This is a genomic window from Ottowia cancrivicina, from assembly GCF_029813755.1.
GTDB classification, from domain to species: domain Bacteria; phylum Pseudomonadota; class Gammaproteobacteria; order Burkholderiales; family Burkholderiaceae_C; genus Ottowia; species Ottowia massiliensis.
On sequence record NZ_JARVII010000025.1, the window covers coordinates 1 to 23215 of the forward strand.

Here is a 23215-nt window from a genome sequence, read left to right on the forward strand (position 1 = left end):
CAAGTCTTGGGCGCGGGTGTAGGCGGGCAGGTTCATGGCAGGCGCAAGGGAAAAAACCGGAAGCGGTCCGGGGAAACAGGCAAAGGGGGCGGATTTTTGCCCCCTCAAACAGATTGCAAACTGGCGCTCACCCTCTGGCCCAGGGGCGCGGGCCGCCCATCACGTGCACGTGCAGATGCGGCACTTCCTGGCCGCCTTCCGCTCCTGTGTTCACCACCACGCGAAAGCCCCCTTCGGGGTATGGCTTGCAGCCTTGCTCCAGCGCCAGGCGGGGCGCAAGGAGCATGATGCGGCCCATCAGCCGCTCATGCTCGCTGCCCAGCTGCGCCATGGAGGCAATGTGCGTTTTGGGCACGATGAGAAAGTGCACGGGCGCCCACGGCGCGATGTCATGAAAGGCGTACAGCTCTTCGTCCTCATACACCTTGCGCGAGGGGATCTGCCCCGCCACGATCTTGCAGAAGATGCAATCGGCGTCATGCGTATGGCTCATTTCAGTTTCCTCCAGCTGGAGCGGCTTCAGGCGCTTGCGCGCCCAACCCAATTCGCTCCTTGATTGATAGCATCATGTCCCGTCGAACAAGCGGCAACCGGCATTTTCTGCGGCTCTAATTCGCTCCTGATTCGCAAGCAAAGCCTAGCGCAGAAAATCGATGCTGGAGCGCTCGCCCAAATCGTCAAAATGCTCCTTCAGCCAGGCGCGCCCCGCTTCGCGCCCGCGCGCAAAGAGGCGGCGCACAAAGGCCGAATCGGCCCGCAGCTTGCTGGTGGCGTTCAGCGCCGTCAGCGCCGAGCCGCCGTCCACGCGATGCATCAGCATGCGCTTGTAGCGGTTCTTGTCCAGGCGGCCTTCGTCCAGCAGGCGCGTCACGAAGTCAATGGCGCGGAATTCGGCCAGCAGCGGCGCATTGAAGGTGATTTCGTTGATGCGCTCCATGATGTCCTGCGCTCCGGCGCTGCGGTCGTAGGGCGCTTCAGTCGGGTTGATTTGCACCAGCAGCACATCCACGCTGCGGGTGTTGTAGATCAGCGGATAAATGGCCGGGTTGCCCGAAAAACCGCCGTCCCAGTAATGCTCGCCGTCAATTTCCACCGTTTGATACAGCGTGGGCAGGCAGGCCGAAGCCATCACCGCGTTCGCCGTGAGCCGCTCGCCGGAAAAAATCTCGCCGCGCCCCGTGCGCACGTTGGTCGCGTTCACGAACACCTTGATGAGCGACTGGCTTGAAAGCAGCTCGAAGTTCACCTCGCGCTCCAGCAGGCGGCGCAGCGGATTCAGCCCCATCGGGTTCATCTGCGAGGGCGCGAGCCACTGCGTCACCATGGTCATCATCGTCTGCACGCCCGGCACGGGAATGCCCGAGACGAAATTGCCCAGCAGCCCCACGCCGTCCCAAAAGCGCGCCAGCGCCGCGCGCGCGGCCTCGCGCGCGGCCACGCCTTCCAGGCCATCGGCTTGCGCCTTGGCCAGGCCATGCGCCAGCGCCACGGCATTCATGGCGCCCGCGCTTGTGCCGCTGATGCCTTCAAACGTCAGGCGGCCATCTTCCAGCAGTGCGTCCAGCACGCCCCAGGTAAAGGCCCCGTGCGAGCCGCCGCCTTGCAGCGCCAGATTGATTGTTTTGCTTCGTTTTCCCATTTTTTTGCTGCCTCACAAGTTCATGGCGCGGCCCGCGCTCATGCGGACCATGCCTTTGACGATGCGGTAGAGAAACCACACCGAAATCACCGCCCAGGCCAGGTAGCCCGGCACGAAAAGCAGAAAAAACAGCGGCGCCGTGAGCACATACAAAACCCCCGCCCAGATCACCGAGCGGATGCGCCAGACGAAGTGGCTTTCCTGCCAGCTGCCCTGCGCGTCTTCCTTTTTCGCCAGGTCCATCACCAGCGCGATCAGCAGCAGCGTCACGCCGCCTTGCGCGCCCGGCACGACTGCGCTCAGCGCCACGATCAGGTGCAGCGCGTAACTCACCCAGCTCCAGCTTTTGAGCGAGTCGTCGCGCTCGCGGGCGGCCTCGCCGCCCGGCCGGGCGTTTTCCGGCGTCACATCGATCACGTTGTCGTCCATCACTCTCATGGCATCAACTCCTTGCCTTCAATGATCTTGCCGCGCGGCCTTTTCCGCCAGGCCGCCCAGCCCTTCGCGCCGCTCCAGCTCGGCCAGCACGTCGGCAGGCGTCAGGCCGAAATACGCCAGCGCCACCAGGCCGTGAAACCACAAATCGGCCATCTCGGCCACGATCTTTTCGCGCGGGCCGCCGTGCTCGGCGTCCTTGGCGGCCATCACGACCTCGGCGGCTTCTTCGCCCACTTTTTTCAAGAACGCATCCGGCCCCTTGGCCAGCAGGCGGGCCACATAGCTCGTTTCGGGGTCCGCGCCCTTGCGGCTTTCCACCACCTGCGCCAGGCGCGCGAGCACATCGCTTGAATCAGTCATGGCCTTTGCCCTTGTCTTGGTCCTTGTAGATGCTGTCCGGCGCTTTGAGCACCGGCTCGGCCGCCTTCCAGCGGCCGTCTTGCAGCACGTTGAAAAAGCAGCTGTGGCGCCCCGTGTGGCAGGCAATGCCTGGCTCATGCCCAAGCTGGGTGACTTTGAGCAAGATGACGTCGCGGTCGCAATCGGCGCGGATTTCATGCACCTGCTGCACGTGGCCCGACTCCTCGCCCTTGAACCAGAGTCTGCCGCGCGAGCGGCTGAAGTACACGGCGCGGCCCAGTTCGGCGGTTTTTTGTAGCGCCTCGCGGTTCATCCACGCCAGCATCAGCACGTCGCCCGTGGCCGCTTCCTGCGCAATCGCGGGAATCAGGCCCTGCGCGTCCCATGTCAATTCGTTGAGCCAGTCATCATCAATCATGAGCTTGATTATGGATAAGCGCCGCTTTTGCCGCTCCAGCGGCCGGTTCGAGCCTGGCTGACGGGCCTGCGGCTGATTTTCTGCTCTATAGCATCAGAAACAGGAGCAAATACAGAAGCCTGAAATGCCGCTTCGCGCAGTTTTCACTAGGACATATAGCTATCAATAAAAGAGCAAAATTAACCTGCTTGCCCGCTATCTTCACCTTGGCTATTTCGGTCCGGTCTTTCTGCCTGTCAGGCGGCCCCCTCGGGGGAGCCCGTTCCGCCTGCGTCTGAAGGCGGCCAGCGGAGCAAGTTTGAGTTTGGATTTGGGGCCTGACCGCCTGGCAAGGCTTCACAATTCGCGCTTTCGCCCTGCTTGGAAGGAAAACACCCGTGATCACCCTGGCGCTGTCTAAAGGCCGCATCTTCGACGAAACCCTGCCGCTGCTGGCTGCTGCGGGCATTGAGGTGCTGGAAGACCCCGAGACTTCACGCAAGCTCATCCTGCCAACCAGCCGTGATGACGTGCGCGTCATCCTCGTGCGCGCCAGCGACGTGCCCACTTACGTGACCTACGGCGGCGCCGACTTGGGCGTGGCCGGGCTGGATGTGCTGGCCGAGCAAGGCGCGCCGGGCCTGTACCAGCCGCTGGACTTGGGCATCGCCCGCTGCCACATGGCCGTGGCCGTGCCTGCGGGCTTTGACTACGCCAGCGCCGCCCGCGCGGGCGGGCGCATCACCGTAGCCACCAAATATCCGGCCATTGCGCGCGAGTTTTTTGCCCGCAAGGGTGTGCACGTGGATCTCATCAAGCTCTACGGCAGCATGGAACTGGCGCCGCTGACGGGCCTGGCGCAAGCCATCGTCGATCTGGTCAGCAGCGGCCAGACGCTCAAGGCCAACCGGCTGGTGGAAGTCGAGCGCGTCATGGACGTCAGCTCCCGCCTCGTCGTCAATCAGGCCGCGCTCAAGCTGCACACCGCGCCGCTGCGCCGCATCATCGACGCCTTCGCGCAAGCCGTACACGAGCAGGCCTGAGAGCTTGTTTGCAATCTGGCCGCAGGGGCAAAAAGCCGGCTTTGGGCGGTCTGTGGCGTTGAATAATCTCCGCTCGATTTGGGCCTGCGCGCGGCGCGGGCTTTGTCCTTTTGTCTTTCCGCCCTGGCCGCTTGTGCCACGCGTGCCAGGGCGGTTTTCCTGACCAGACACCGCCATGACGACCACCCCGCCCTCTCCTTTCGCGCTGGCTTCGCAGGCGCTTGAAAAGCTCTCATCTCTGGCCTCGGGCTTGCCCCGCCCTCCCGCGCCGCCGGCCTGGCTGACGGATGAGGCAGCGCGCCGCGTGGTGCTGCTGCTCAATCACGTGCTGATGCAAGAGCCTGAGGCGCGTGCGCGGCTGGCGCGGCAAAAGGGCCGCGTGGTGCGCGTGCAGTGGCGCGGCTGGGGCGCGCAGCTGGCGGCTACGCCAGCGGGCTTGTGCGAGCTGGCCGCTGCGGACGGGCCGCCTGATCTGGTGCTGACGCTGGCCGATGAGTCGCCCCTGGCACTGGCGCAAGCGGCCCTGAAAGGGGCTTTGCACGGCGAAAAGCCGGCGGTGCGCATTGAAGGCGACGTGCAATTGGCTGCCGAGGTGAACTGGCTGGCCGACCATGTGCGCTGGGATGTGGAGGAAGACCTGGCGCGCCTGCTGGGCGACGCGCCCGCGCACGCGCTGGCCCAGGCGGGCCGCGCGCTGGCGCAGGGGTTGCGCCAGATTGCCGCCGGGCTGCCGGGCGGCGCGGGCCGTGCGGGTTGTTCAGGCGGCGCAGCTGATGTTTCCATGAACGCAGGCGCGCCACGGCCATGAAAAAACTCTTTCGCGCCTGCTTCATCGCCTGGACGGCGCTGCGCTACGGGCTGGACGAAATGGCTCTTTCCTGCCTGCCGCGCCCGTGGCTGCGCGCGCTGGGGCGGCTGACGCGGCGCGGCCGGCGGCTGACGGCGCCGCGCGGCCAGCGCCTGCGCATGGCGCTGGAGCGGCTGGGGCCGATCTTCGTGAAATTCGGCCAGGTGCTCTCCACCCGGCGCGATTTGCTGCCGCCTGACGTGGCCGATGAACTCGCCTTGCTGCAAGACCGCGTGCCGCCTTTTGCGACGAGTGAGGCCATTGCCATCATCGAAAAAGCCTTTGGCCGCCCGCTGGGAGCCATCTTCACCAGCTTCGAGCGCGAGCCGGTGGCCAGCGCCTCCATCGCGCAAGTGCACTTCGCCACGCTGACAGACCGCGAGGGCAAGGCGCGCGATGTGGCCGTGAAGGTGCTGCGGCCCGGCATGCTCAAGGTGATTGACCAGGACCTGGCGCTCATCCACATGCTGGCCGGCTGGGTAGAGCGCCTGTTTGCCGACGGCAAGCGCCTGCGCCCGCGCGAAGTGGCCGAAGAATTCGACAAATACCTGCACGACGAGCTGGATTTGACGCGCGAAGCCGCCAGCGCCGCCCAGCTGCGCCGCAACATGGCCGGACTGAACCTGGTGCTGGTGCCCGAAATGTTCTGGGACTACATCCGCGACAACGTGCTGGTGATGGAGCGCATGAGCGGCATCCCCATCAGCCAGACGCAGCGCTTGCGCGAGGCGGGGGTGGACATCCACCAGCTCGCGCGCGACGGCGTCACCATTTTCTTCACGCAGGTGTTTCGCGACGGCTTCTTTCATGCCGACATGCACCCGGGCAACATCATGGTCAGCGTCGCGCCCGGAACCTTTGGCCGCTACATCTCGCTGGACTTCGGCATCGTCGGCACCCTCACCGAGTACGACAAGGAATACCTGGCGCAGAACTTCACCGCCTTTTTCCGGCGCGACTACAAGCGCGTGGCCGAGCTGCACGTGGAAAGCGGCTGGGTGCCCGCCGACACCCGCATCGACGAGCTGGAAGCGGCCATCCGCAGCGTGTGCGAGCCTTACTTTGACCGCCCGCTCAAGGAAATTTCGCTGGGCATGGTGCTGATGCGGCTGTTTCAGACCTCGCGGCGCTTCAACGTCGTCATCCAGCCGCAGCTGGTGCTGCTGCAAAAAACCCTGCTCAACATCGAGGGCCTGGGCCGCCAGCTCGACCCGGACCTGGATTTGTGGAGCACGGCCAAGCCGTTTCTGGAGCGCTGGATGAACGAGCAAATCGGCCCGCGCCGCCTGCTGCGCGAACTCAAGGCGCAAGCGCCCTACTACGCCAAGCTTCTGCCCGAGCTGCCGCGCCTGCTGCACGCCCACCTGCAACATTCGGCCGGCCTGCCGCAGCTGCAACAGCAGGTGCGCGATCTGGCCCAGGCGCAGCGCAAAGGCCGCCGCCTGGCCGCGCTGGCCTGGTGCGCCGCAGGCTTTGCCCTGGGCCTGCTGGCCATGCTGGCGGCGCAGCGCGCTGGGTGGTGGCACGCTTGATCAGGCTTTCCGCGCAGCTTGCCTGAAGCGGCCCGGGATGCTTTGAAAAGAGAAGCAAATTCAGCACTTGAAAAAGTGCTCTTGCGCCCGTTTTACTAAGACATCATGCTCTGAATAAAGGAGCGAAATTGCGCCTTTTGCCGTCTGTTCAGGCTTGCTGCTGTTGCAGCAGGCGGCGCATGGGCGCGGGCAGGCCCAGGTCAGGCCAATCGCGCCGCCATTGGCCGGCAATGGGCAGGCGGGCCGTGGCGGGCAGGTGAACGCGGGCGGTGTGCAAGGTGAGGTCTTTGTGCGTGAGTGCGTGCGCCAGTGGCGGCAGCCACGCCACGCTGGCGCTGGCGGGCAGCGCGTCAAGCAGGGCCTCGCGGCTGTCGAACACGGGCAAGGCGTGCAGGCCCGCCCAGATGCCTTTGGCGGGGCGCTTTTCCAGCCAGCACGCGCTTTGCGCTTCGGGCAGCGTTTGCGCCAGCAGCAGCCACAAGGTTTGGGCGCTGCGGCGCAGCTTGCGGGTTTTGACGGGGTAGCTTTCCGGGCGGCCTTGCTGGCGGGCGGTGCAGTCGGCGGCAACGGGGCAGCGGCCGCACTGGGGCTGGCGCGGCGTGCAGACGGTGGCGCCCAGGTCCATCAGGCCTTGCGTGTAGGCGGGCATGTCGGCGCTGTCTGCGGGCAGCAGGGCCAGGGCGCGGGCGTGCAGGGCGTGGGCGTTGGCGGCCACGGCCAGGTCGCTGGCATCTCCCAGATGACGGGTGAGCACGCGCTTGACGTTGCCGTCCAGTATGGCCGCGCGTTCGCCAAAGCAGAAGGCGGCGATGGCGGCGGCTGTTGAGGGGCCGATGCCCGGCAGCGTTTGCAGCAGGGCGGCGCTGCGGGGAAATTGGCCGCCGAAGCGCTCCATCACCTGCCGCGCGCACTGGTGCAGGTTGCGGGCGCGGCTGTAGTAGCCCAGGCCGCTCCAGAGGGCCATGACTTCGTCAGACGAGGCGGCAGCCAGCGCAGCTACATCAGGAAAGCGCTGAATGAAGCGCGCGAAATAGCCCTGCACGGTGGCCACTTGCGTTTGCTGGAGCATGATTTCCGACAGCCACACGCGGTAAGGATCGCGCGTGCCCTGCCAGGGCAGGCCGTGGCGGCCATGCTGGCGCTGCCAGCGAAGGAGACGGGCGGCGAAGCTGGCGGGCGGTTCGCTCGCGCCGCTCACGAAAGGGCGGGCAGCATGTCGGCCACCGTGGTCTGGTAGGCGGCAGAAGGCCGGGGCGACACGGAGGCCGGGCTTTGCGCGCGGATGTCGTGCATGTGCGCGGCCAGCCCTTTTTCGGTTTCGTCCAGCAGGGCCATCTGCTCGTCGATTTCGCTCAGGCGCTGCTCCAGGTTGCCGGCGGCTTCTTCAATGCGGATGATGGCTTCCATGCGGCGGTTGAAGGCGCGGCGGCGCTCGCGAAGCTGCGTGTCCACCTGCGAGGAGGAGGTTTTGTTCCACAGCTCGATATCGCCCAGAGCGGTTTCAAAGATGGAGCGGATGCGCGAGGCCAGCGCGCGCACGAGCTTTTCGGTGAATTCGGGGCGGGCGAGCTGGAAGATGTTGCCCATGCCCAGGTACTGCAAATGGCTGCGCTCGACGGCGCCCAGGTCGTCGATGAAGCGCGACATGTCGGGCGCGGGCGGCGGCTGGAGCGTGAAGCCGTATTCGGCGTTGAGCTGGCGGAAGGTGGCGTTGAGCATGGTCTCGATTTCCATCTCCATCGTCTGCACTTGCCTGACGATGTCGCGCAGGTTGTCAAACGCCTTGCCGTAGGCTTTTTTCAGGCCGAACTTGATGCCCGGCTCGCGCAGCGAGGTGCTCAGCTCCAGCAGCTCGCGCTTGATGCTGGAGGCGCCCAGCAGCTTGATGATTTCGCGCAGCAGCTTCATGTGCACGGCGCGCACGGCCTGCACGTTGGCGCCGCTGCGGTCGAATTCGCCTTTGTCCATGTCCACGCGCATGCGCATCTGGCGGATGACGGTCTGGTTCTTGCCGCGCAGGCCCTGCAATTCCTGCTTTTGCTCGGCCAGCTCGCGCTTGCGCACGGCCAGCACGCGGTGGCAGGCGGCTTCCACGTTGCCCAGCGCCGCGCGCAGGGCAGATTCAAGCACGGCCTCGCGCTCGCCCAGCATGCGGCGGCCCAGCAGGTCTTCAAAGCGGGGCAGGCGGCTTTCCTGAAGCAGCTGCTCGTCGCCGCGCACCTTGGCCAGCAGGCCCTTCTGGGCGGACAGGGCGATCACCTGGTCTTTGTCCAGCGAGAGGATTTCGGCCGTCTGCTCGCATTGGCTGGTGATTTGCTGCTCGATGCGCGCGGGGCTGCTCAGGGCGTCCCACAGCGTGTCGATCTTGTTGAGCACCACAAAGTGCGAGCTGGCGCCCGCCGTCATGGGCGAGAGGTGCTCGCGCCAGATGGTCTGGTCGGACTTGGTCACGCCCGTGTCGGCGGCCAGGATGAACACCACGGCCTGCGCCTGCGGAATCAGGTTCACCGTCAGCTCAGGCTCCGCGCCAATCGCGTTCAGGCCGGGCGTGTCCAGCACCACCAGCCCCTGCTTGAGCAGCGGATGCGCCATGTTGATGAGCGCGTGCCGCCAGCGCGGCACTTCCACCAGGCCCTGGGCGTTGGTGGGCGGGTTGTCGTCGGGTTGCTCGTCGTGCCAGAAGCCCAGCGCGCGCGCCTGCTCCACGGGCACGTGCAGGGTTTCGGAGACTTTTTCCATTACGCTGGCCAGCTGCTCGGCGTCGTTCACGTCCAGATCAAAGCGCGTCCATTTTTCGGGCGCCATGCGCCAGTCGGTGAGCGACTGCGGCTGCAAACGCGTTTCAATGGGCAGCAGGCGCAGGCAAGGGGGCACGCTGGCGTCCCAGCCCAGCTCGGTGGGGCACATGGTGGTGCGCCCGGCGCTGGCGGGCATGATGCGGCGGCCATATCCGGCGAAAAACACGGCGTTGATCAGCTCCGACTTGCCGCGCGAGAACTCGGCCACGAAAGCGACGGTGACTTTTTCGGAGCGCAGCTGGTCCTGCACCTGCTGAAGGCGCTCGACGGCGGCATCGTCCAGCAAGTCGCGCGCGCCCAGCCATTCGGTGAGCGTGCGCAGGCGGCGGGACATGGCGTCGCGCCAGACATGGTGTTGGTCAAATTGTTGGTTGAAAGCGGTCATCGTCATCGCTGCGGCCTTGCCCCTGGGCAGTTGTTTGCCAAACGTAAGCTCAGGGATATTACCTGCTGCCTGCCGCCGTGCCCTTCCGTTTGGCGGATGCCAGACGCCTTTCCTGCCCCCGGTCAGCCGCCCGAGCCGCACCCGGCGCATCAGACCGCAAGAACGGGAGCTATTCTGCTTCTGTATCCATAGCAGACTCTCCAGGTTTGACTAAGGCCTGTTGAGAATTGCTGAAATTGAATCACAACCGAAGCCAGATAGATCACCGCCTTAAAGCTGGCGTCGGTCTTGTCACTGTGTATGGCACAAAGCGTTTGAACTCCTTGAGCTTGCCAAAGAAGTTTTCAATGAGGTGAGGCCAGAGGTACATGTGCTCGTCAATGGACAAAGGCTGGTCTTTGTGAGATCACGATTGGCACGCCTTGCGCTTGCAATAGCTCTATCAGCCATTGGACATCAAACGCCTTGGAGCCGCTGACGTTGGTGCGCTCGCCCACATTCACGAACAGCGAGTGTTCATCAATTACCAGCGGCTCAAGGCCAGACAGACGCAGCGGCGGGATGGGCGGTTTTGGGGCGTCGGCGAAAGCGGCAGAAGCAGACATGGGATTCACTGGAAACCGGAAAACGCAGCCAGGAGGGCAGGCATGAGCCTCGTTTTCGCACTGGACATCCGCCAAGCCAGACAGGGCAGCGCACACGGCCATTCGATGCAATTCGATGCACCGCCCTGCTGCAACGCTCCTTGGCGAGTCGGGTGCGATTTCAGGATCAGCCCCGCGCTTCAAAAACCGCTGCCGGACGGCTTCAGCCCCGCCCCCAACGGCCATGCATCCACCAGGCCCAGGGCAGGTAGTGGATGAAGCCGTGTTGATCTGAGCGGTGATATGAGTTTGCTTTGATCCACTGGATGACTTGACGCCACCAGACATCAAATCTCTCCGGGTCGTAGGCATAACGGCTGACCTTGTCTTCGCCGAGATATGGCCCATCAATAGTCACGCCGCGCGACCAGAACAGCCGCCCGACTTCGCGCGAAGGCACAAAAAAGGGGTGGCGCAAGTACTCGATGACCGGCGCACGGTGCGCGTTGATCACGCCTGCGCCGTGCTGGAAGGTTTGGATTTCCGGCTCCCAGTTGAAGGCACGGTTCCAGAGTACAAAACCTCGGCTCAGCCTGTCTTGGCTGCGCCGGGGCGGAAAGGCGTTTAGCCACACGTGATCAGCACTGGGGCTATTGAGCGCCAGGATCTGCACATCCGCCGTCGTGCGCAAAAAGGCCAGAAACCTGCGCTCGTCCCGCACGGTCATGGCCACGGCGATTTGTTTTCCACTTCTGGCGCCCATCAGAACGATCTCGCAGACAGTCTCTCTGTGCATTTCCAATGCGCAGTTTCAGAACAAACTCCAGATGCCATCAAACGACCTCTTGCTTGCAAAGCTCCGGCAATGCCGCCCACAAGTACTCCCCCAGACACCAGCCGCACCACTACCGGTCAAACCGCCGGTGGCACGGCCGGAGCGGTTTTTCATCTTCTCGGAACGCCTGCGCAACATTGATGGAATCCAGCATGATGCCCAAAGGACGCACGATGCGCCCCGCTTTGCCTAGCCGCTGCCCGATGCGGCGGGCAGCCCGGTTGTCTGCAAGCCGCTGAGCGTCTTCAAAACCTGCTCACAGGCGCCGTTCTTCATGCAAAAGCCCTGACTTTGAGCTTGCGCCTTGTTCAGTGAGCAGGGCGGCGACAAATCCGCTCCTGACACACGCTCAATTCCATGCTGGTGCATTAGCGCTTCCAAAGCGACCCTAGACCTGCCTTTGTTCGTTCAAGCACTTTGCGTGAATGCCCAACGCTTCACCCAATGGGGCTTTGAGCGCCTGTCCCCAGAGAGGAAATCTGTAGCAAACAATCGTCATGTATCCAAGTGACATGAGCGATGAACAGTGGGGTGCAACGCCTGGGACATGATTAAGTCATCTTTTTCGTAGCCGGCTCTTACAGGTTGAGATTGGGCGCGAGGATGCGGCGCATCTGCTCGGGCTCAATGCCCCGGCGGCGGGCCATGTCGTCGGCCTGCTCTTCGTTGATCTTGCCGACGCTGAAGTAGGTGGATTCAGGGTGGCTGAAGTAAAAGCCGCTGACGCTGGAGGCGGGCATCATGGCCATTTGGTCGGTCACGCACATGCCGATTTCGCCCGCGCCCAGCAGCTCGAACAGGGGCTGCTTGACGGTGTGGTCGGGGCAGGCGGGGTAGCCGGGCGCGGGGCGGATGCCCTGGTACTTTTCGGCAATCAGTTCGGCGTTGTCCAGCGCCTCGTCAGCGGCGTAGCCCCACCAGTCGGTGCGCACGCGGCGGTGCAGCCATTCGGCGCCGGCTTCGGCCAGGCGGTCGGCCAGGGATTTGAAGAGGATGGCGTTGTAGTCGTCGTGGCGGGCCAGGAATTGGGCGGCCTTTTCTTCCACGCCGATGCCGGCGGTGACGGCGAATGCGCCGATGTAGTCCTTCAGCACGGGGCCATCGTGGCTGCCCTCGGGCCAGTGGCGCGGGGCGATGAAGTCGGCCAGGCAGCGGCTGGGGCGGTGCAGGCCGGTTTTCGCGTCTTTGGGGCGCTCGGTTTGCTGGCGCAGGCCGTACCAGGTGAGCAGCACGCGATCGCGGTTTTCGTCGGCGTAGAGGGCGATGTCGTCGTCGTGCACGCGGTTGGCGGGCCAAAAGCCCACCACGGCGTGGGCGGTCAGCCAGCGGCCTTCGATGATGTGGCGCAGCATTTTCTGGCCGTCTTCATACACCTTCGTGGCTTCTGCGCCCACGATTTCGTCTTGCAAGATGGCCGGGAATTTGCCCGCCAAGTCCCAGGTCTGGAAAAACGGCCCCCAGTCCATGAAGGCGGCCAGCTCGGCCAGCGGCAGGTTGCGGATGACGCGGCGGCCCAGAAAGTGCGGCGCGGGCGGCTGGTAGCGGCCCCAGTCTATGGGCGTTTTGTTGGCGCGTGCCTGCGCCAGGCTCCACATTGCGGCGGGCTTTTTGCGCGCGTGCAGCTGGCGCACGTTTTCATAGTCGGCCTGCACTTCGGCCACGTATTGCGCCGCGCCTTCGCCCAGCAGGCCCTGGGCCACGCCCACGCTGCGCGAGGCGTCGGGCACGTAAACCACGGGGCCGTCGTAGTGCGGGGCGATTTTTACGGCGGTGTGCACGCGGCTGGTGGTGGCGCCGCCGATGAGCAGCGGAATCTTGCGCATGCGGAAATAGTCGTCCTTTTGCATTTCGCCGGCGACGTATTGCATTTCTTCCAGGCTGGGGGTGATCAGGCCTGACAGGCCGATGATGTCGGCCCCTTCGCACTTGGCGCGCGCCAGGATTTCGTGGCAGGGAATCATCACGCCCATGTTCACCACTTCAAAGTTGTTGCATTGCAAAACGACGGTGACGATGTTCTTGCCGATGTCGTGCACGTCGCCCTTGACGGTGGCGACGATGATTTTTCCCTTGCTTTTCACGTCTTTGCCAGCGGCTTCGTCGCGGCGCTTTTCTTCTTCGATGTAGGGCACCAGGTGGGCCACGGCCTGCTTCATCACGCGCGCGCTTTTGACCACTTGCGGCAAAAACATCTTGCCCTGCCCGAACAAGTCGCCCACCACGTTCATGCCGTCCATCAGCGGGCCTTCAATCACGTGCAGCGGGCGGCCGCCCTTGGCGATGGTTTCCTGATACGCCTCTTCGGTGTCTTGCGTAATGAAGTCGGTGATGCCATGCACCAGCGCGTGCGAGAGGCGCTCGGCCACGGGCGTGGGGTTTTCGGGCGTGCCGCGCCAGGCGAGTTTCTGGCTGTCGTCTCGGGCTGCGCCTTTGGCGGTTTCGGCAATCTCCAGCAGGCGCTCGGCGGCGTCGGGGCGGCGGTTGAGCACCACGTCTTCCACGCGCTCGCGCAACACGGGTTCCAGCTCGTCATACACGCCGATCATTCCGGCATTGACAATGCCCATGTCCAGCCCCGCGCGTATGGCGTGGTAGAGAAACACGGTGTGAATGGCCTCGCGCACGGGGTCATTGCCCCGGAAGCTGAAGCTCACGTTGCTGATACCGCCCGAAACCTTTGCGCCCGGCAGGTTCTGCTTGATCCAGCGCACCGATTCGATGAAGTCCACCGCGTAGTTGTCGTGCTCAGGCATACCCGTGGCAATGGTCAGCACATTGGGGTCAAAGATGATGTCTTCGGGCGCAAAGCCCACCTCATCGACCAGCACGCGCCAAGCGCGCGAGCAAATTTCAATGCGCCGCTCCAATGAATCGGCCTGGCCTTTTTCGTCAAACGCCATCACCACCACCGCCGCGCCGTAGCGCTTGATGAGCGTGGCCTGGCGCTTGAACTCGTCTTCGCCCTCTTTCAGCGAAATGGAATTGACGATGCCCTTGCCTTGCAGGCAGCGCAGGCCCGCTTCCAGCACGCTCCACTTGCTGGAGTCCAGCATCACCGGCACGCGGGCGATATCCGGCTCGCTGGCCATCAGGTTCAGAAAGCGCACCATCGCCACCTCGGCATCGAGCATCGGCTCGTCCATGTTCACGTCGATGATTTGCGCGCCGTTTTCCACCTGCTGGCGCGCCACGGCCAGCGCCTCTTCGTACTGCTCGGCCAGGATAAGCCGCGCAAACGCCTTGGAGCCGCTGACGTTGGTGCGCTCGCCCACATTCACGAACAGCGAGTTTTCGTCAATGCTCAAAGGCTCCAGCCCCGACAGGCGCAGCGGCGGGATGGGCGGTTGGGGGGCGTCGGCGGAAGCGGCAGAAGCAGACATGGGATTCACTGAAGACCGGAAAACGCAGCCAGGAGGGCAGGCACGAGCCTCGTTTTCGCGCGGAACATCCGCCAAGCCTGGCGGAAAAAAGCTCCGTTGCGACGCCCCTTGGCAAGAGGGCGCGCATTCTAGGCAGCCGCCACGCGCCATGCCGCCGAAGCCGCCCAAAACAGGCTCGCACAAGCGGTCTTTCACCGCCGTCGAGCGTAGCGCTGCAAGCCTTGGGCCGCGCTTGTCTGGTTTTATAGAAAAGGGAGCAAAAATGAAGGGCCAATAATGCCGCTTAACGCTGTTTTTATCGGGGTTTATAGCTACAGATTCAAGAGCAAAAAATAGTTTATCTATTTCATGCTCTTACGGCCAGGCTTTGAACAGGCGCTTACGGCCTGCCGTCTGCCGCGTTGCGGGCGAAGACGAGCAGCGTGTCGCCCTTGTCCGTGGGGCGGGGCACTTCCAGGCGCTGCGCCCATTGCTGTTGCGAGGGGCTGGCTGTCAGCGGGGCAATCAGCCACGGGCAGGTGGCGGGCGCGTCAAAGCGCGGCAGCGGCTCCAGCTGCCAGCCGCCATGAAAGCGCAGGGCCGCCAGCTGGGTGGCGTTGAGCGCAAACGTATTGACGCACGCGCCCTGGCCGACGATGGCCGCCACGCTGCGCACCTGCGCGGCCAGGCTGCGGCCATAGTCCAGCGCGGGCAGCCACAGCGTCATCAGCAGCAGCCAGCACAGCGTGGCGCCGGCGGCGGGCAGCACCAGGCTTTTCCACAGTGCGGCGCGGTGGCGGCCCGTGCGCCAGCGCGCCAGCCAGGCCCAGGCCAGCGTGGCCGCCAGCGCCGCCAGCAGCGCGGGCCACTGGAAAACCGGCTCAAAGCCCGGCGCCAGCCGCGCCACATTGGCCGCCGGTTTGGCGGGCACGCCCGTTTGCAGCGAGATCCACACCACCCAGATCACGATGGCCCAGCCGCTGAAAAACAGCACGGTGAACCAGTCAATGAGCGCCGCCATGCCGCGCCGCAGCGTGGGCAGCGCCAGCGCCGCCAGCGCCGCCAGCGGCGGCAGCGCTGCCAGCAGAGAGCGGTCACGCGCGGGCGTGAACACCGCCGCCAGCATGGCCATGCCCGCCATCATCAGCGGCAGGCCCAGGTGGCGCTGCTGACGCGGGCGCGGCAGCTGGGCGCGCCAGCGCCACAGCGTCCACAGCGCCAGCGGCCAAATGGGCCAGGTGAACCAGACAAACAGCCGCGCCAAAGAGCGCCACTGCGCCGCCGCCAGCGGCCACGTGATTTGCCAGCGCCACAAGCCCAGCCGCCAACCCAAGGCAGCGCTGGCCAGCATGGCCGCCAGCGTGGCCAGCAGCAGGCGGCGGCGCGCGCCTGCCTGCAAGGCGTTGGCAGGCGCGGCGGCCTGCCAGCCCGGCCACAGTTGCGCCAGCACCGCTGCCGCGCCATATGCCAGCGCCAGCGTGGGCGCGCCCGACAGCGCCAGAGCGGGCAGCCCCAGCAGCGTGGCTGCCACCGCCGCGCGCGGCTGAAAAGGCATGGCCGCAAAGCCAAAAAACACCAGCGCCGTAAAACACAGCTGCGCCAGCGCAGGCGTGGTTTCGTGCGCCAGCTGCGCCATGCCCAGCGTGGCAATGAGCGCCAGCAGGCTGCCATCGGCCAGCGCACGGGCGTAATCGCGCGGCTGCGCCTCGCCGCCAAAAGCCAGCGCCACGGGCTGCGCGCCGGGCAGGCGGGTCAGGTTATAGGTGGCGTACCAAGTGGCCGCCAGCGTGCCCGCCAGCATCAGCGCAAACGGCAAACGCACGGCCACATCAGGCGCCAGCCAGCCGGCCGTGGCCTTGAGCGCGAGCGCGCCCAGCCAGTAAGGCAGCAGCGCGGCCACATCGGGCGACAGGCCGTCGAGCTGCGGCGCCAGCCAGCCCGAGCGCCCTTCGGCCATGGCCTGCATGAAGCCGAAAGAAGCCAGGTCATCGCCCTTCCACGGCTGCCGCCCCACAAAGCCCGGCAGTACATAGGCCAGACACAGCAGCCACAAGGCCAGCCTGGGCAGCCGGCGGGCCGCTTCTTGCGTAACGAGGGCGGGGCGGGGGGTATTCACGTGCGAAAAGGCGGGAAAAGTGACGGACGAAAGGCCGGGATTGTCGCCGCGCCCGCGCTTGGCTCATGGCTGCGCCTTTGCATTCAAGAAGCTGTTCAGGGCGCTTCGATGATGCAAAGACAGGAGCAATTCAAATGGGCCAAAAATGCCTTCTGCGCTGTATGCACCAGGACATCATGCTATGGATAGAGGAGCGTGCCAGTCTGCTTTCTCCCTGCCTGCCGCCCTTTCGCGGCCCAGGCCGTGCGTGGCTCGATTCACAACCTCGCGCGGCTATCATCCTTGCACCATTCATAAGTGGCTCTGCTTATTCTGAAAGGAGGCCTTCAATGTTTCGCCGGATGATTTCGCCCAACTGGAAAACCCTGGCTGTGTGCTGCGGCGCATGGGCGGCTTGCGCCAGCATGGCCCAGCCCGTGCAGATGACGCCGCAGGCTGCGCCTGCGCGCCAGCAGGCGGCTGAGCTGCTGGCTCCCGGGCAGCAGGCGCTCACGGCCTGGCGCTGGCGCTTGCAGGCCGTGCGCGGCAAGGATCGCGCCTGGTTCACGCGCGCTGCCGCCGCCCTGTCTGAACCGGTGGTGCTGCGCTTTGACGAGGCTGCCGTGAGCGTGGCCGCTCCCTGCAACCAGTTGCGCGGGCGCTATCTGCTTTCAGGCGAACGCATGCTGATTGAGCCGCTGATGGGCACCAAGAAGGGCTGTGCCGACGCCCGCTTGATGGCGCTGGAAGACCGTCTGGAGCAAATCCTGCCCACCGTGAAGGATTGGCGGCTGCAAACCGCACGCCAGCAGAGCGGCCAGCCTGCGGCGACCTTGCGCCTGCGCTTTATCAACGGCAGCGAGTGGCTGCTGCAAGGCGAGCCTGCTGGCGCGCCAGGTTCGCTTTGACGCCAGCGGCGCGCGCACCGTTTTGCGCGTGCGCCGCCAGCCCTTGGGGGCTGGCTATGTGCGGCAAGAGCGCATCAGCTACGGGATGGAGCCATAGGGAGCCATAAGCCGGAAGCGGCGGGCCGCCTTGTTGATGGCAGCGGCGCTTTGGATTCGCTCCTTTATCCGTAGCATGACGTCCTAGTGGAATCTGCGCGGGGCAGTGTCTCAACGCCCCTGAATTCGCTCTTGTTTTTGATGCCGCTCGCCCCTTCGGGCGGATGGCGGGGCGCTGCCGGGCCGGTTTTCAGCCGCGCGCGATTTTGAAAACCGCCGTGCCCGCCAGCAGGTTGGGCAGGCGGCGCACGGGGCGGCCTTGGTGCAGGCCGAAGGCGTCGAGGATTTGCAGGCCGTTTTTGCGGGCAAGGATTTCAAAGTCCTTGAAGGTGCCCACGCGGATGTTGGGCGTGTCGTACCACTGGTAGGGCAGGCGGCGGGTGACGGGCATGCGCCCGCGCAGCACGGCCAGGCGGTTGGGCCAGTGGGCGAAGTTGGGAAAGGCGATGATGCCCACGCGGCCCACGCGGGCGGTTTCGCACAGCATGGTTTCGGCGTTGCGCAGGTGCTGGAGGGTGTCGATTTGCAGCACGGCGTCAAAGCTCTGGTCGCCAAAGTCGGCCAGGCCTTCGTGCAAGTTGAGCTGGAGCACGTTCACGCCGCGCTGCACGCAGCAGAGCACCTTGGCGTCGTCGATTTCGATGCCGTAGCCGGTGCAGCCGCGCTCGCGCATGAGGCGCTGCATGAGCGCGCCGTCGCCGCAGCCCAGGTCGAGCACGCGCGCGCCTTCGGGCACGAGGCTGGCAATGACTTGCTGAATGGCGGCGTCGCTCATGCCGTGCCTCCTTGGGCTTGCGCCGGGGTGTCGATGCGGTTTTCAAAATACGAGCGGATGAGGCGCATGTAGCGCGCATCGTCCAGCAAGAAGGCGTCGTGGCCGTGGGGGGCGTTGATTTCGGCGTAGGCCACGTCGCGGCGGTTGTCCAGCAGCGCCCGCACGATTTCGCGGCTGCGGGCGGGGGCAAAGCGCCAGTCGGTGGAAAAGCTCACGAGCAAAAAGCGCGCTTGCGTGCCCGCCAGCGCGGCGGCCAGGCTGCCGTCGTGGGCGCGGGCGGGGTCGAAATAGTCCAGCGCGCGGGTGATGAGCAGGTAGGTGTTGGCGTCGAAGTAATCGCTGAATTTTTCGCTCTGGTGGCGCAGATAGCTTTCAATCTGGAATTCCACGTCTTGCGTGGAGTAGCGGTAGCCGCTGGCGTGGCCGGCCACGGCCTGGCGCAGCTGGCGGCCAAATTTGGCGTTCATCACGTCGTCGCTCAAATAGGTGATGTGGCCGATCATGCGGGCGATGCGCAGGCCGCGCTGCGGCACCACGCCGTGGCGGTAGAAGTGGCCGCCGTGAAAGTCGGGGTCGGTGATGATGGCGCGGCGCGCCACTTCGTTGAAGGCCAGGTTTTCGGCGGTGAGGTTGGGCGCGCTGGCAATCACCACGGCGTGGCGCACGCGCTGCGGGTATTGCAGCGTCCAGCTGAGCGCCTGCATGCCGCCCAGGCTGCCGCCCATGACGGCGGCCAGCTGCTCGATGCCCAGCGCGTCCAGCAGGCGGGCTTGCGCGGCGACCCAGTCTTCCACGGTGATGACGGGAAAGTCCGCCCCCCAGGCCTGGCCCGTGGCCGGGTTGATGTCTTTCGGGCCGGTGGAGCCAAAGCACGAGCCGAGGTTGTTGATGCCGATGACGAAAAAGCGGTTGGTATCCACCGGCTTGCCGGGGCCGACCATGTTGTCCCACCAGCCCAGGCTGCGCGGCTGGCCCGCGTATTCGCCCGCCACGTGGTGCGAGGCATTGAGCGCGTGGCACACCAGCACGGCATTGCTGCGGCTGGCGTTGAGCTGGCCGTAGGTTTCGTAGGCCAGCTGGTAGCCGCCCAGGCTGGCGCCGCTTTGCAGCGCCAGGGGCGCGTCAAAGCGCATGGTCTGCGGCGTGGCAATGAAAGTCATGAGGCAAGAAAAAACCCGGTTGCGCCAAAAGGCGGAACCGGGCCGGATTTCCGTCATTTAGCAGCATTTGTCAGAACTGGTTCAAAGCCTGTTTGTGAGGGCGGACTTTGATCCGGTTCTCGGAAGCGCCCGCAAGCAGGAAAGCAAATCGGCGCGTGAAAACGAAAGGGCGGCCAGTATAGCCAGCCGCCAGACGGCCCGGCCCAGCCGGATTCATTCCGAAAAAAGGAGCGAATCCAAGCGGCCTTTTTAGCCTGATGTCCTAGAGAAACCAGCGCAGGCAGCTATCGTAAAAAGAGCGAAATCTTGCTATCCCAGCCCCATGCGCCAGCCCAGCAGGGCAGCCAGGCCCAGCGCCGCGAAGACGGCGGCGCACGCCAGGTGCACGGCGCGCAGGGGCAGTTTCTTCATCAGCCGCTCGCCAAAGCACACCACGGGCGCATTGGCCAGCATCATGCCCAGCGTGGTGCCGGCAATGACGGCCAGCGCTGCGTCCGGGTGCTGCGCGGCCAGGGCCACGGTGGCCAGCTGGGTTTTGTCGCCCATTTCGGCCATGAAGAACACGGCCAGCGTGGCGCCGAACACGCCCCAGACGCCCCAGCGCGCGGCCCGCGCGGGCTGCTGGTCGTCATCGAGCTGGTCAGGCGCCATCATCCAGCCCGCCATCATGATGAAAGACAGGCCCAGCGCCCAGCGCAGCGCATCGGGCGCAAGCTGCGTGGTCACCCATGCGCCCAGCGCTCCAGCCAGCGCGTGATTGGCCAAGGTGGCGGCAAAAATGCCCAGCGCGATGGGCCAGGGCTTGCGAAAGCGCGCGGCCAGCAGCAGCGACAAAAGCTGGGTTTTATCGCCCATTTCGGCCAGCGCGACGATGCCGGTGGAAAGGAAAAAAACGCTCACGGAAGACGGTGCGAAACGCAGGGCGCGCGATTGTAAAAATATTCGTTTGACGTGGATATTTGAAATATATGCAGGGGCATAATGCCCGCCGCGCGCGAAAGCGCGTGCGTTTTCCCGGTGTTTCTTCTTGGCCCTCGGGGGCGTTGGCAGACTCCATCCGGTTTTTTTCTTTTTCACCTTGTGTATTTCGAGGAGCGCCTTCGATGGGCAACAAACTTTATGTCGGCAATCTGCCGTATTCCGTGCGCGACGCCGAGCTGGGCCAGGCTTTTGCCGCGTTTGGTTCCGTGGTCAGCGCCAAAGTGATGATGGAGCGCGATTCCGGCCGCTCCAAAGGCTTTGGTTTTGTGGAAATGGGCAGCGACGCCGAGGCGCAAGCCGCCATTGAAGGCATGCACGACAAACCCCTGCAAGGCCGCAATCTGGTCGTGAACGAGGCCCGCCCGATGGAGCCGCGCCCGCCGCGCGCCAGCTTTGGCGGCGGGCGGCGCGATGACCGTGGCGGCTACGGCGGCTTTGGCGGCGGCAATGATGGGCGCTTCCGCAGCCCCTATGGTCCCGGCCCGCGCGGCAATGGCGGCTTTGGCGGCCGGCGCGACGATCGCGGCTTTGACCGTGGCGATCGCGGCGAATACTGATCGGGCCAAGTTCCCGGCAAAGGCCGGCGCGGTTTTCGCGTCCGGCCTTTTTTGCGCCTGCGATAGCGGCGCAAGCCATGAAGCCGCACAAGGCGGGGCATGTGAAAATCCCGCGCCATGACCGCCCCGAATGCCGCTCTGAACGCCGGATCCAACGCCACTTTGAACGCAGATGCCGCCGAGCTGGACAAATTTGCCGCCCTGGCCCACCACTGGTGGGACGCCGGGGGCGAATTGGCCACGCTGCACCACATCAACCCCTTGCGGCTGAACTGGATTGACGCGCAGCGCCCGCTGCAAGGCGCGCGCGTGCTCGATGTGGGCTGCGGCGGCGGCATTCTGGCCGACGCCATGGCCCGCAAGGGCGCTGAAGTGCTGGGCATTGATCTGGCCGAAAAATCCTTGCAGGCCGCCCGCCTGCATGCGCTGGAGGCCGAAACGCCGCGCGTGAGCTACCGCGCCGTAGCCGCCGAGGCGCTGGCCGCCCAGGAGCCTGCTTCGTTCGACGTGGTCACGTGCATGGAAATGCTGGAGCACGTGCCTGATCCGGCCGCCATCGTGGCCGCCTGCGCCGCGCTGGTCAAACCCGGCGGGCAGGTGTTTTTTTCCACGCTCAACCGCAACCCCAAATCGTGGCTGATGGCCATTGCGGGCGCGGAATACGCGCTGCGCCTGCTGCCGCAGGGCACGCATGACTACACCCGCTTCATCCGCCCCAGCGAGCTGGCGGCCTTTTGCCGCGCTGCCGGGCTGAGCGTGCAGCGCGTCTCGGGCCTGCACTACAACCCGCTCACGCGCCGCTGCTGGCTCGCGCCCGATGCCAGCGTGAACTACATGCTCTCGGCGCTGCGCCCTGCGTGAAAAGCGCTTTTTTGCCTTACCAGCCCCTCATCCCACAAAAAAACATGCAAACCGTCAAAACCGAACTGCTGGACGCCCTCCAAGCCGCGCTGGAGGCGCTGCTGCCCGGCGCAGGCGACAAAGCCGCGTTTGAATCGCCCCGGCAGGCCGCGCATGGCGATCTGGCCTGCACGGCCGCCATGCAGCTGGCCAAGCCGCTCAAAAGCAACCCGCGCGCCGTGGCCGAACAGCTCAAGGCCGCGCTGCTGGCCACGCCCGCCTTTGCGCGGTGGGTGGATGCGCTGGAAATCGCCGGCCCCGGCTTCATCAACATCCGCCTCAAGCCCGCCGCCAAGCAGCAAACCGTGCGCGAAGTGCTGGCGCTGAAAGAAAACTACGGCCGGCAAGCGCAAACCAGGGACCGCGTGCTGGTGGAATTCGTCAGCGCCAACCCCACCGGCCCGCTGCACGTGGGCCACGGGCGGCAGGCCGCGCTGGGCGACGCCATCTGCAACCTGCTGGCCTCGCAAGGCTGGCAAGTCACGCGCGAGTTCTATTACAACGACGCGGGCGTGCAAATCGACACCCTCACCACTTCCGTGCAGCTGCGCGCGCAGGGCATCAAGCCCGGCGATGCCAACTGGCCCGAAGCCGCCTACAACGGCGACTACATCCAGGACATTGCCAACGACTTTCTGGCCCGCAAAACCGTGCAGGCCGATGACCGCAGCTTCACCGCCAGCGGCGACGCCAGCGACCGCGAAGGCATCCGCCAGTTCGCCGTGGCCTACCTGCGCCGCGAGCAAGACCTGGACCTCAAAGCCTTTGACGTGCGCTTTGACAACTACTACCTCGAATCCAGCCTCTACAGCAGCGGCCGCGTGCAAGCCACGGTGCAAAAGCTCATCGCCAGCGGCCACACCTACGAAGAAGGCGGCGCCCTGTGGCTGCGCACCACCGACTTCGGCGACGACAAAGACCGCGTCATGCGCAAGCAAGACGGCACCTACACCTACTTCCTGCCCGATGTGGCCTACCACATCGCCAAATGGGAGCGGGGCTTTCACAAGGCCATCAACATCCAGGGCACCGACCACCACGGCACCATCGCCCGCGTGCGCGCGGGCCTGCAAGCGGCGGGCGTGGGCATACCCCAGGGCTACCCCGACTACGTGCTGCACACCATGGTTCGCGTCATGCGCGGCGGCCAGGAAGTCAAGATCAGCAAACGCGCGGGCAGCTACGTCACCTTGCGCGACCTGATCGAGTGGACCAGCAAAGACGCCGTGCGCTTTTTCCTGCTCTCGCGCAAGCCCGACACCGAATACACCTTCGATGTCGATCTGGCCATCCAGAAAAACAACGACAACCCCGTTTACTACGTGCAATACGCCCACGCGCGCATCTGCTCCGTGCTGGAACAATGGATTGTTGAAGAAATTGGATGGCCTGCTATCGCAAGAGAAAACGAAAACACCTTCAAAGGATTGCTGCTTGATATATTTTTTGCAATCAAAGAAGAGGGGGAAAGTATTCATGAAGATGTCAAGAGGGAATTCTCTATATTACTTGCCAATTCGTGCGGA

The 23215-nt window shown here is 64.9% G+C and carries 20 protein-coding genes, 1 pseudogene and 2 riboswitches; of the genes and pseudogenes, 7 read left to right on the forward strand and 14 right to left on the reverse strand.

Features of this window, described 5'->3' with window-relative positions:
- Positions 1 to 127 precede the first annotated feature (127 nt).
- The 5 genes from QB898_RS10515 to hisI all read right to left on the reverse strand — a co-directional run bounded on the left by QB898_RS10515 (position 128) and on the right by hisI (position 2855).
- Positions 128 to 493, reverse strand: coding sequence for a histidine triad nucleotide-binding protein (locus QB898_RS10515; protein ID WP_050716447.1), 366 nt, complete (start codon positions 491 to 493; stop codon positions 128 to 130).
- 144 nt (positions 494 to 637) lie between these two features.
- Positions 638 to 1639, reverse strand: coding sequence for a patatin-like phospholipase family protein (locus tag QB898_RS10520; RefSeq protein WP_279524921.1), 1002 nt, complete (start codon positions 1637 to 1639; stop codon positions 638 to 640).
- Between the two features lie 12 nt (positions 1640 to 1651).
- Positions 1652 to 2068 (reverse strand): DUF4870 family protein, encoded by a 417-nt coding sequence (locus tag QB898_RS10525; protein ID WP_050715157.1) that lies wholly within the window; start codon positions 2066 to 2068, stop codon positions 1652 to 1654.
- A gap of 27 nt (positions 2069 to 2095) precedes the next feature.
- A complete protein-coding gene (locus QB898_RS10530; RefSeq protein ID WP_279524922.1) occupies positions 2096 to 2437 on the reverse strand; it encodes a phosphoribosyl-ATP diphosphatase in 342 nt (113 codons plus the stop codon).
- Positions 2430 to 2855: a phosphoribosyl-AMP cyclohydrolase gene (gene hisI, locus QB898_RS10535; RefSeq protein WP_102283568.1), complete on the reverse strand. Its 426-nt coding sequence runs from the start codon at positions 2853 to 2855 to the stop codon at positions 2430 to 2432. Before hisI ends, QB898_RS10530 begins: the two co-directional genes overlap by 8 nt.
- A gap of 377 nt (positions 2856 to 3232) precedes the next feature.
- Between hisI and hisG the strand changes: the two genes are divergently transcribed.
- From hisG to ubiB, 3 genes are all read left to right on the forward strand, one after another.
- On the forward strand, positions 3233 to 3877 hold the full coding sequence (gene hisG / locus QB898_RS10540) for an ATP phosphoribosyltransferase (protein WP_279524923.1): 645 nt from the start codon (positions 3233 to 3235) through the stop codon (positions 3875 to 3877).
- Positions 3878 to 4052: 175 nt separating this feature from the next.
- Positions 4053 to 4685, forward strand: coding sequence for a ubiquinone biosynthesis accessory factor UbiJ (locus QB898_RS10545; protein WP_279524924.1), 633 nt, complete (start codon positions 4053 to 4055; stop codon positions 4683 to 4685).
- Positions 4682 to 6256, forward strand: a complete 1575-nt coding sequence (ubiB, locus tag QB898_RS10550; protein ID WP_279524925.1) for a ubiquinone biosynthesis regulatory protein kinase UbiB — start codon at positions 4682 to 4684, stop codon at positions 6254 to 6256. Before QB898_RS10545 ends, ubiB begins: the two co-directional genes overlap by 4 nt.
- Positions 6257 to 6404: 148 nt before the next feature.
- Here the strand turns inward: ubiB and mutY are convergent, their stop codons facing one another.
- The 6 genes from mutY to QB898_RS10580 form a co-directional block, all read right to left on the reverse strand.
- A complete protein-coding gene (gene mutY / locus QB898_RS10555) occupies positions 6405 to 7454 on the reverse strand; it encodes an A/G-specific adenine glycosylase (protein ID WP_279524926.1) in 1050 nt (349 codons plus the stop codon).
- Positions 7451 to 9439: a dynamin family protein gene (locus QB898_RS10560; protein ID WP_050716446.1), complete on the reverse strand. Its 1989-nt coding sequence runs from the start codon at positions 9437 to 9439 to the stop codon at positions 7451 to 7453. Before QB898_RS10560 ends, mutY begins: the two co-directional genes overlap by 4 nt.
- Positions 9440 to 9816: 377 nt before the next feature.
- Positions 9817 to 10044: a hypothetical protein gene (locus tag QB898_RS10565; protein ID WP_279524927.1), complete on the reverse strand. Its 228-nt coding sequence runs from the start codon at positions 10042 to 10044 to the stop codon at positions 9817 to 9819.
- Positions 10045 to 10081: 37 nt separating this feature from the next.
- Positions 10082 to 10192: riboswitch (S-adenosyl-L-homocysteine riboswitch) on the reverse strand.
- Between the two features lie 54 nt (positions 10193 to 10246).
- On the reverse strand, positions 10247 to 10756 hold the full coding sequence (locus tag QB898_RS10570) for a hypothetical protein (protein WP_279524928.1): 510 nt from the start codon (positions 10754 to 10756) through the stop codon (positions 10247 to 10249).
- 680 nt (positions 10757 to 11436) lie between these two features.
- On the reverse strand, positions 11437 to 14238 hold the full coding sequence (gene metH / locus QB898_RS10575) for a methionine synthase (RefSeq protein ID WP_279524929.1): 2802 nt from the start codon (positions 14236 to 14238) through the stop codon (positions 11437 to 11439).
- Between the two features lie 37 nt (positions 14239 to 14275).
- A riboswitch (S-adenosyl-L-homocysteine riboswitch) is annotated at positions 14276 to 14354 on the reverse strand.
- A 263-nt stretch (positions 14355 to 14617) separates the two neighbouring features.
- Positions 14618 to 16333 carry a hypothetical protein gene (locus QB898_RS10580; RefSeq protein WP_279524930.1) on the reverse strand — a complete coding sequence of 572 codons (1716 nt, stop codon included), beginning with the start codon at positions 16331 to 16333 and terminating at the stop codon, positions 14618 to 14620.
- Positions 16334 to 16662: 329 nt separating this feature from the next.
- Here QB898_RS10580 and QB898_RS10585 point away from each other — a divergent pair, with 329 nt between their 5' ends.
- Positions 16663 to 17220, forward strand: coding sequence for an META domain-containing protein (locus tag QB898_RS10585; RefSeq protein WP_279524931.1), 558 nt, complete (start codon positions 16663 to 16665; stop codon positions 17218 to 17220).
- Positions 17221 to 17506: 286 nt separating this feature from the next.
- On the opposite strand, the gene metW is transcribed toward QB898_RS10585, so the two are convergent.
- The 3 genes from metW to QB898_RS10600 form a co-directional block, all read right to left on the reverse strand.
- Positions 17507 to 18091, reverse strand: coding sequence for a methionine biosynthesis protein MetW (gene metW / locus QB898_RS10590; RefSeq protein WP_279524932.1), 585 nt, complete (start codon positions 18089 to 18091; stop codon positions 17507 to 17509).
- A complete protein-coding gene (gene metX, locus QB898_RS10595; protein ID WP_279524933.1) occupies positions 18088 to 19251 on the reverse strand; it encodes a homoserine O-succinyltransferase MetX in 1164 nt (387 codons plus the stop codon). The genes metW and metX overlap by 4 nt, the downstream gene beginning before the upstream one ends.
- Positions 19252 to 19560: 309 nt before the next feature.
- On the reverse strand, positions 19561 to 20151 hold the full coding sequence (locus tag QB898_RS10600) for a TMEM165/GDT1 family protein (protein WP_279524934.1): 591 nt from the start codon (positions 20149 to 20151) through the stop codon (positions 19561 to 19563).
- 203 nt (positions 20152 to 20354) lie between these two features.
- Here QB898_RS10600 and rbp point away from each other — a divergent pair, with 203 nt between their 5' ends.
- The 3 genes and pseudogenes from rbp to argS all read left to right on the forward strand — a co-directional run.
- Positions 20355 to 20789, forward strand: a complete 435-nt coding sequence (gene rbp, locus QB898_RS10605) for an RNA-binding regulator (RefSeq protein ID WP_050715143.1) — start codon at positions 20355 to 20357, stop codon at positions 20787 to 20789.
- 117 nt (positions 20790 to 20906) lie between these two features.
- Positions 20907 to 21650: a bifunctional 2-polyprenyl-6-hydroxyphenol methylase/3-demethylubiquinol 3-O-methyltransferase UbiG gene (gene ubiG / locus QB898_RS10610; RefSeq protein ID WP_279524935.1), complete on the forward strand. Its 744-nt coding sequence runs from the start codon at positions 20907 to 20909 to the stop codon at positions 21648 to 21650.
- Positions 21651 to 21694: 44 nt separating this feature from the next.
- Positions 21695 to 23056, forward strand: a pseudogene (argS, locus tag QB898_RS13350) (arginine--tRNA ligase); the annotation flags it as partial.
- Between the last annotated feature and the right edge of the window lie 159 nt (positions 23057 to 23215).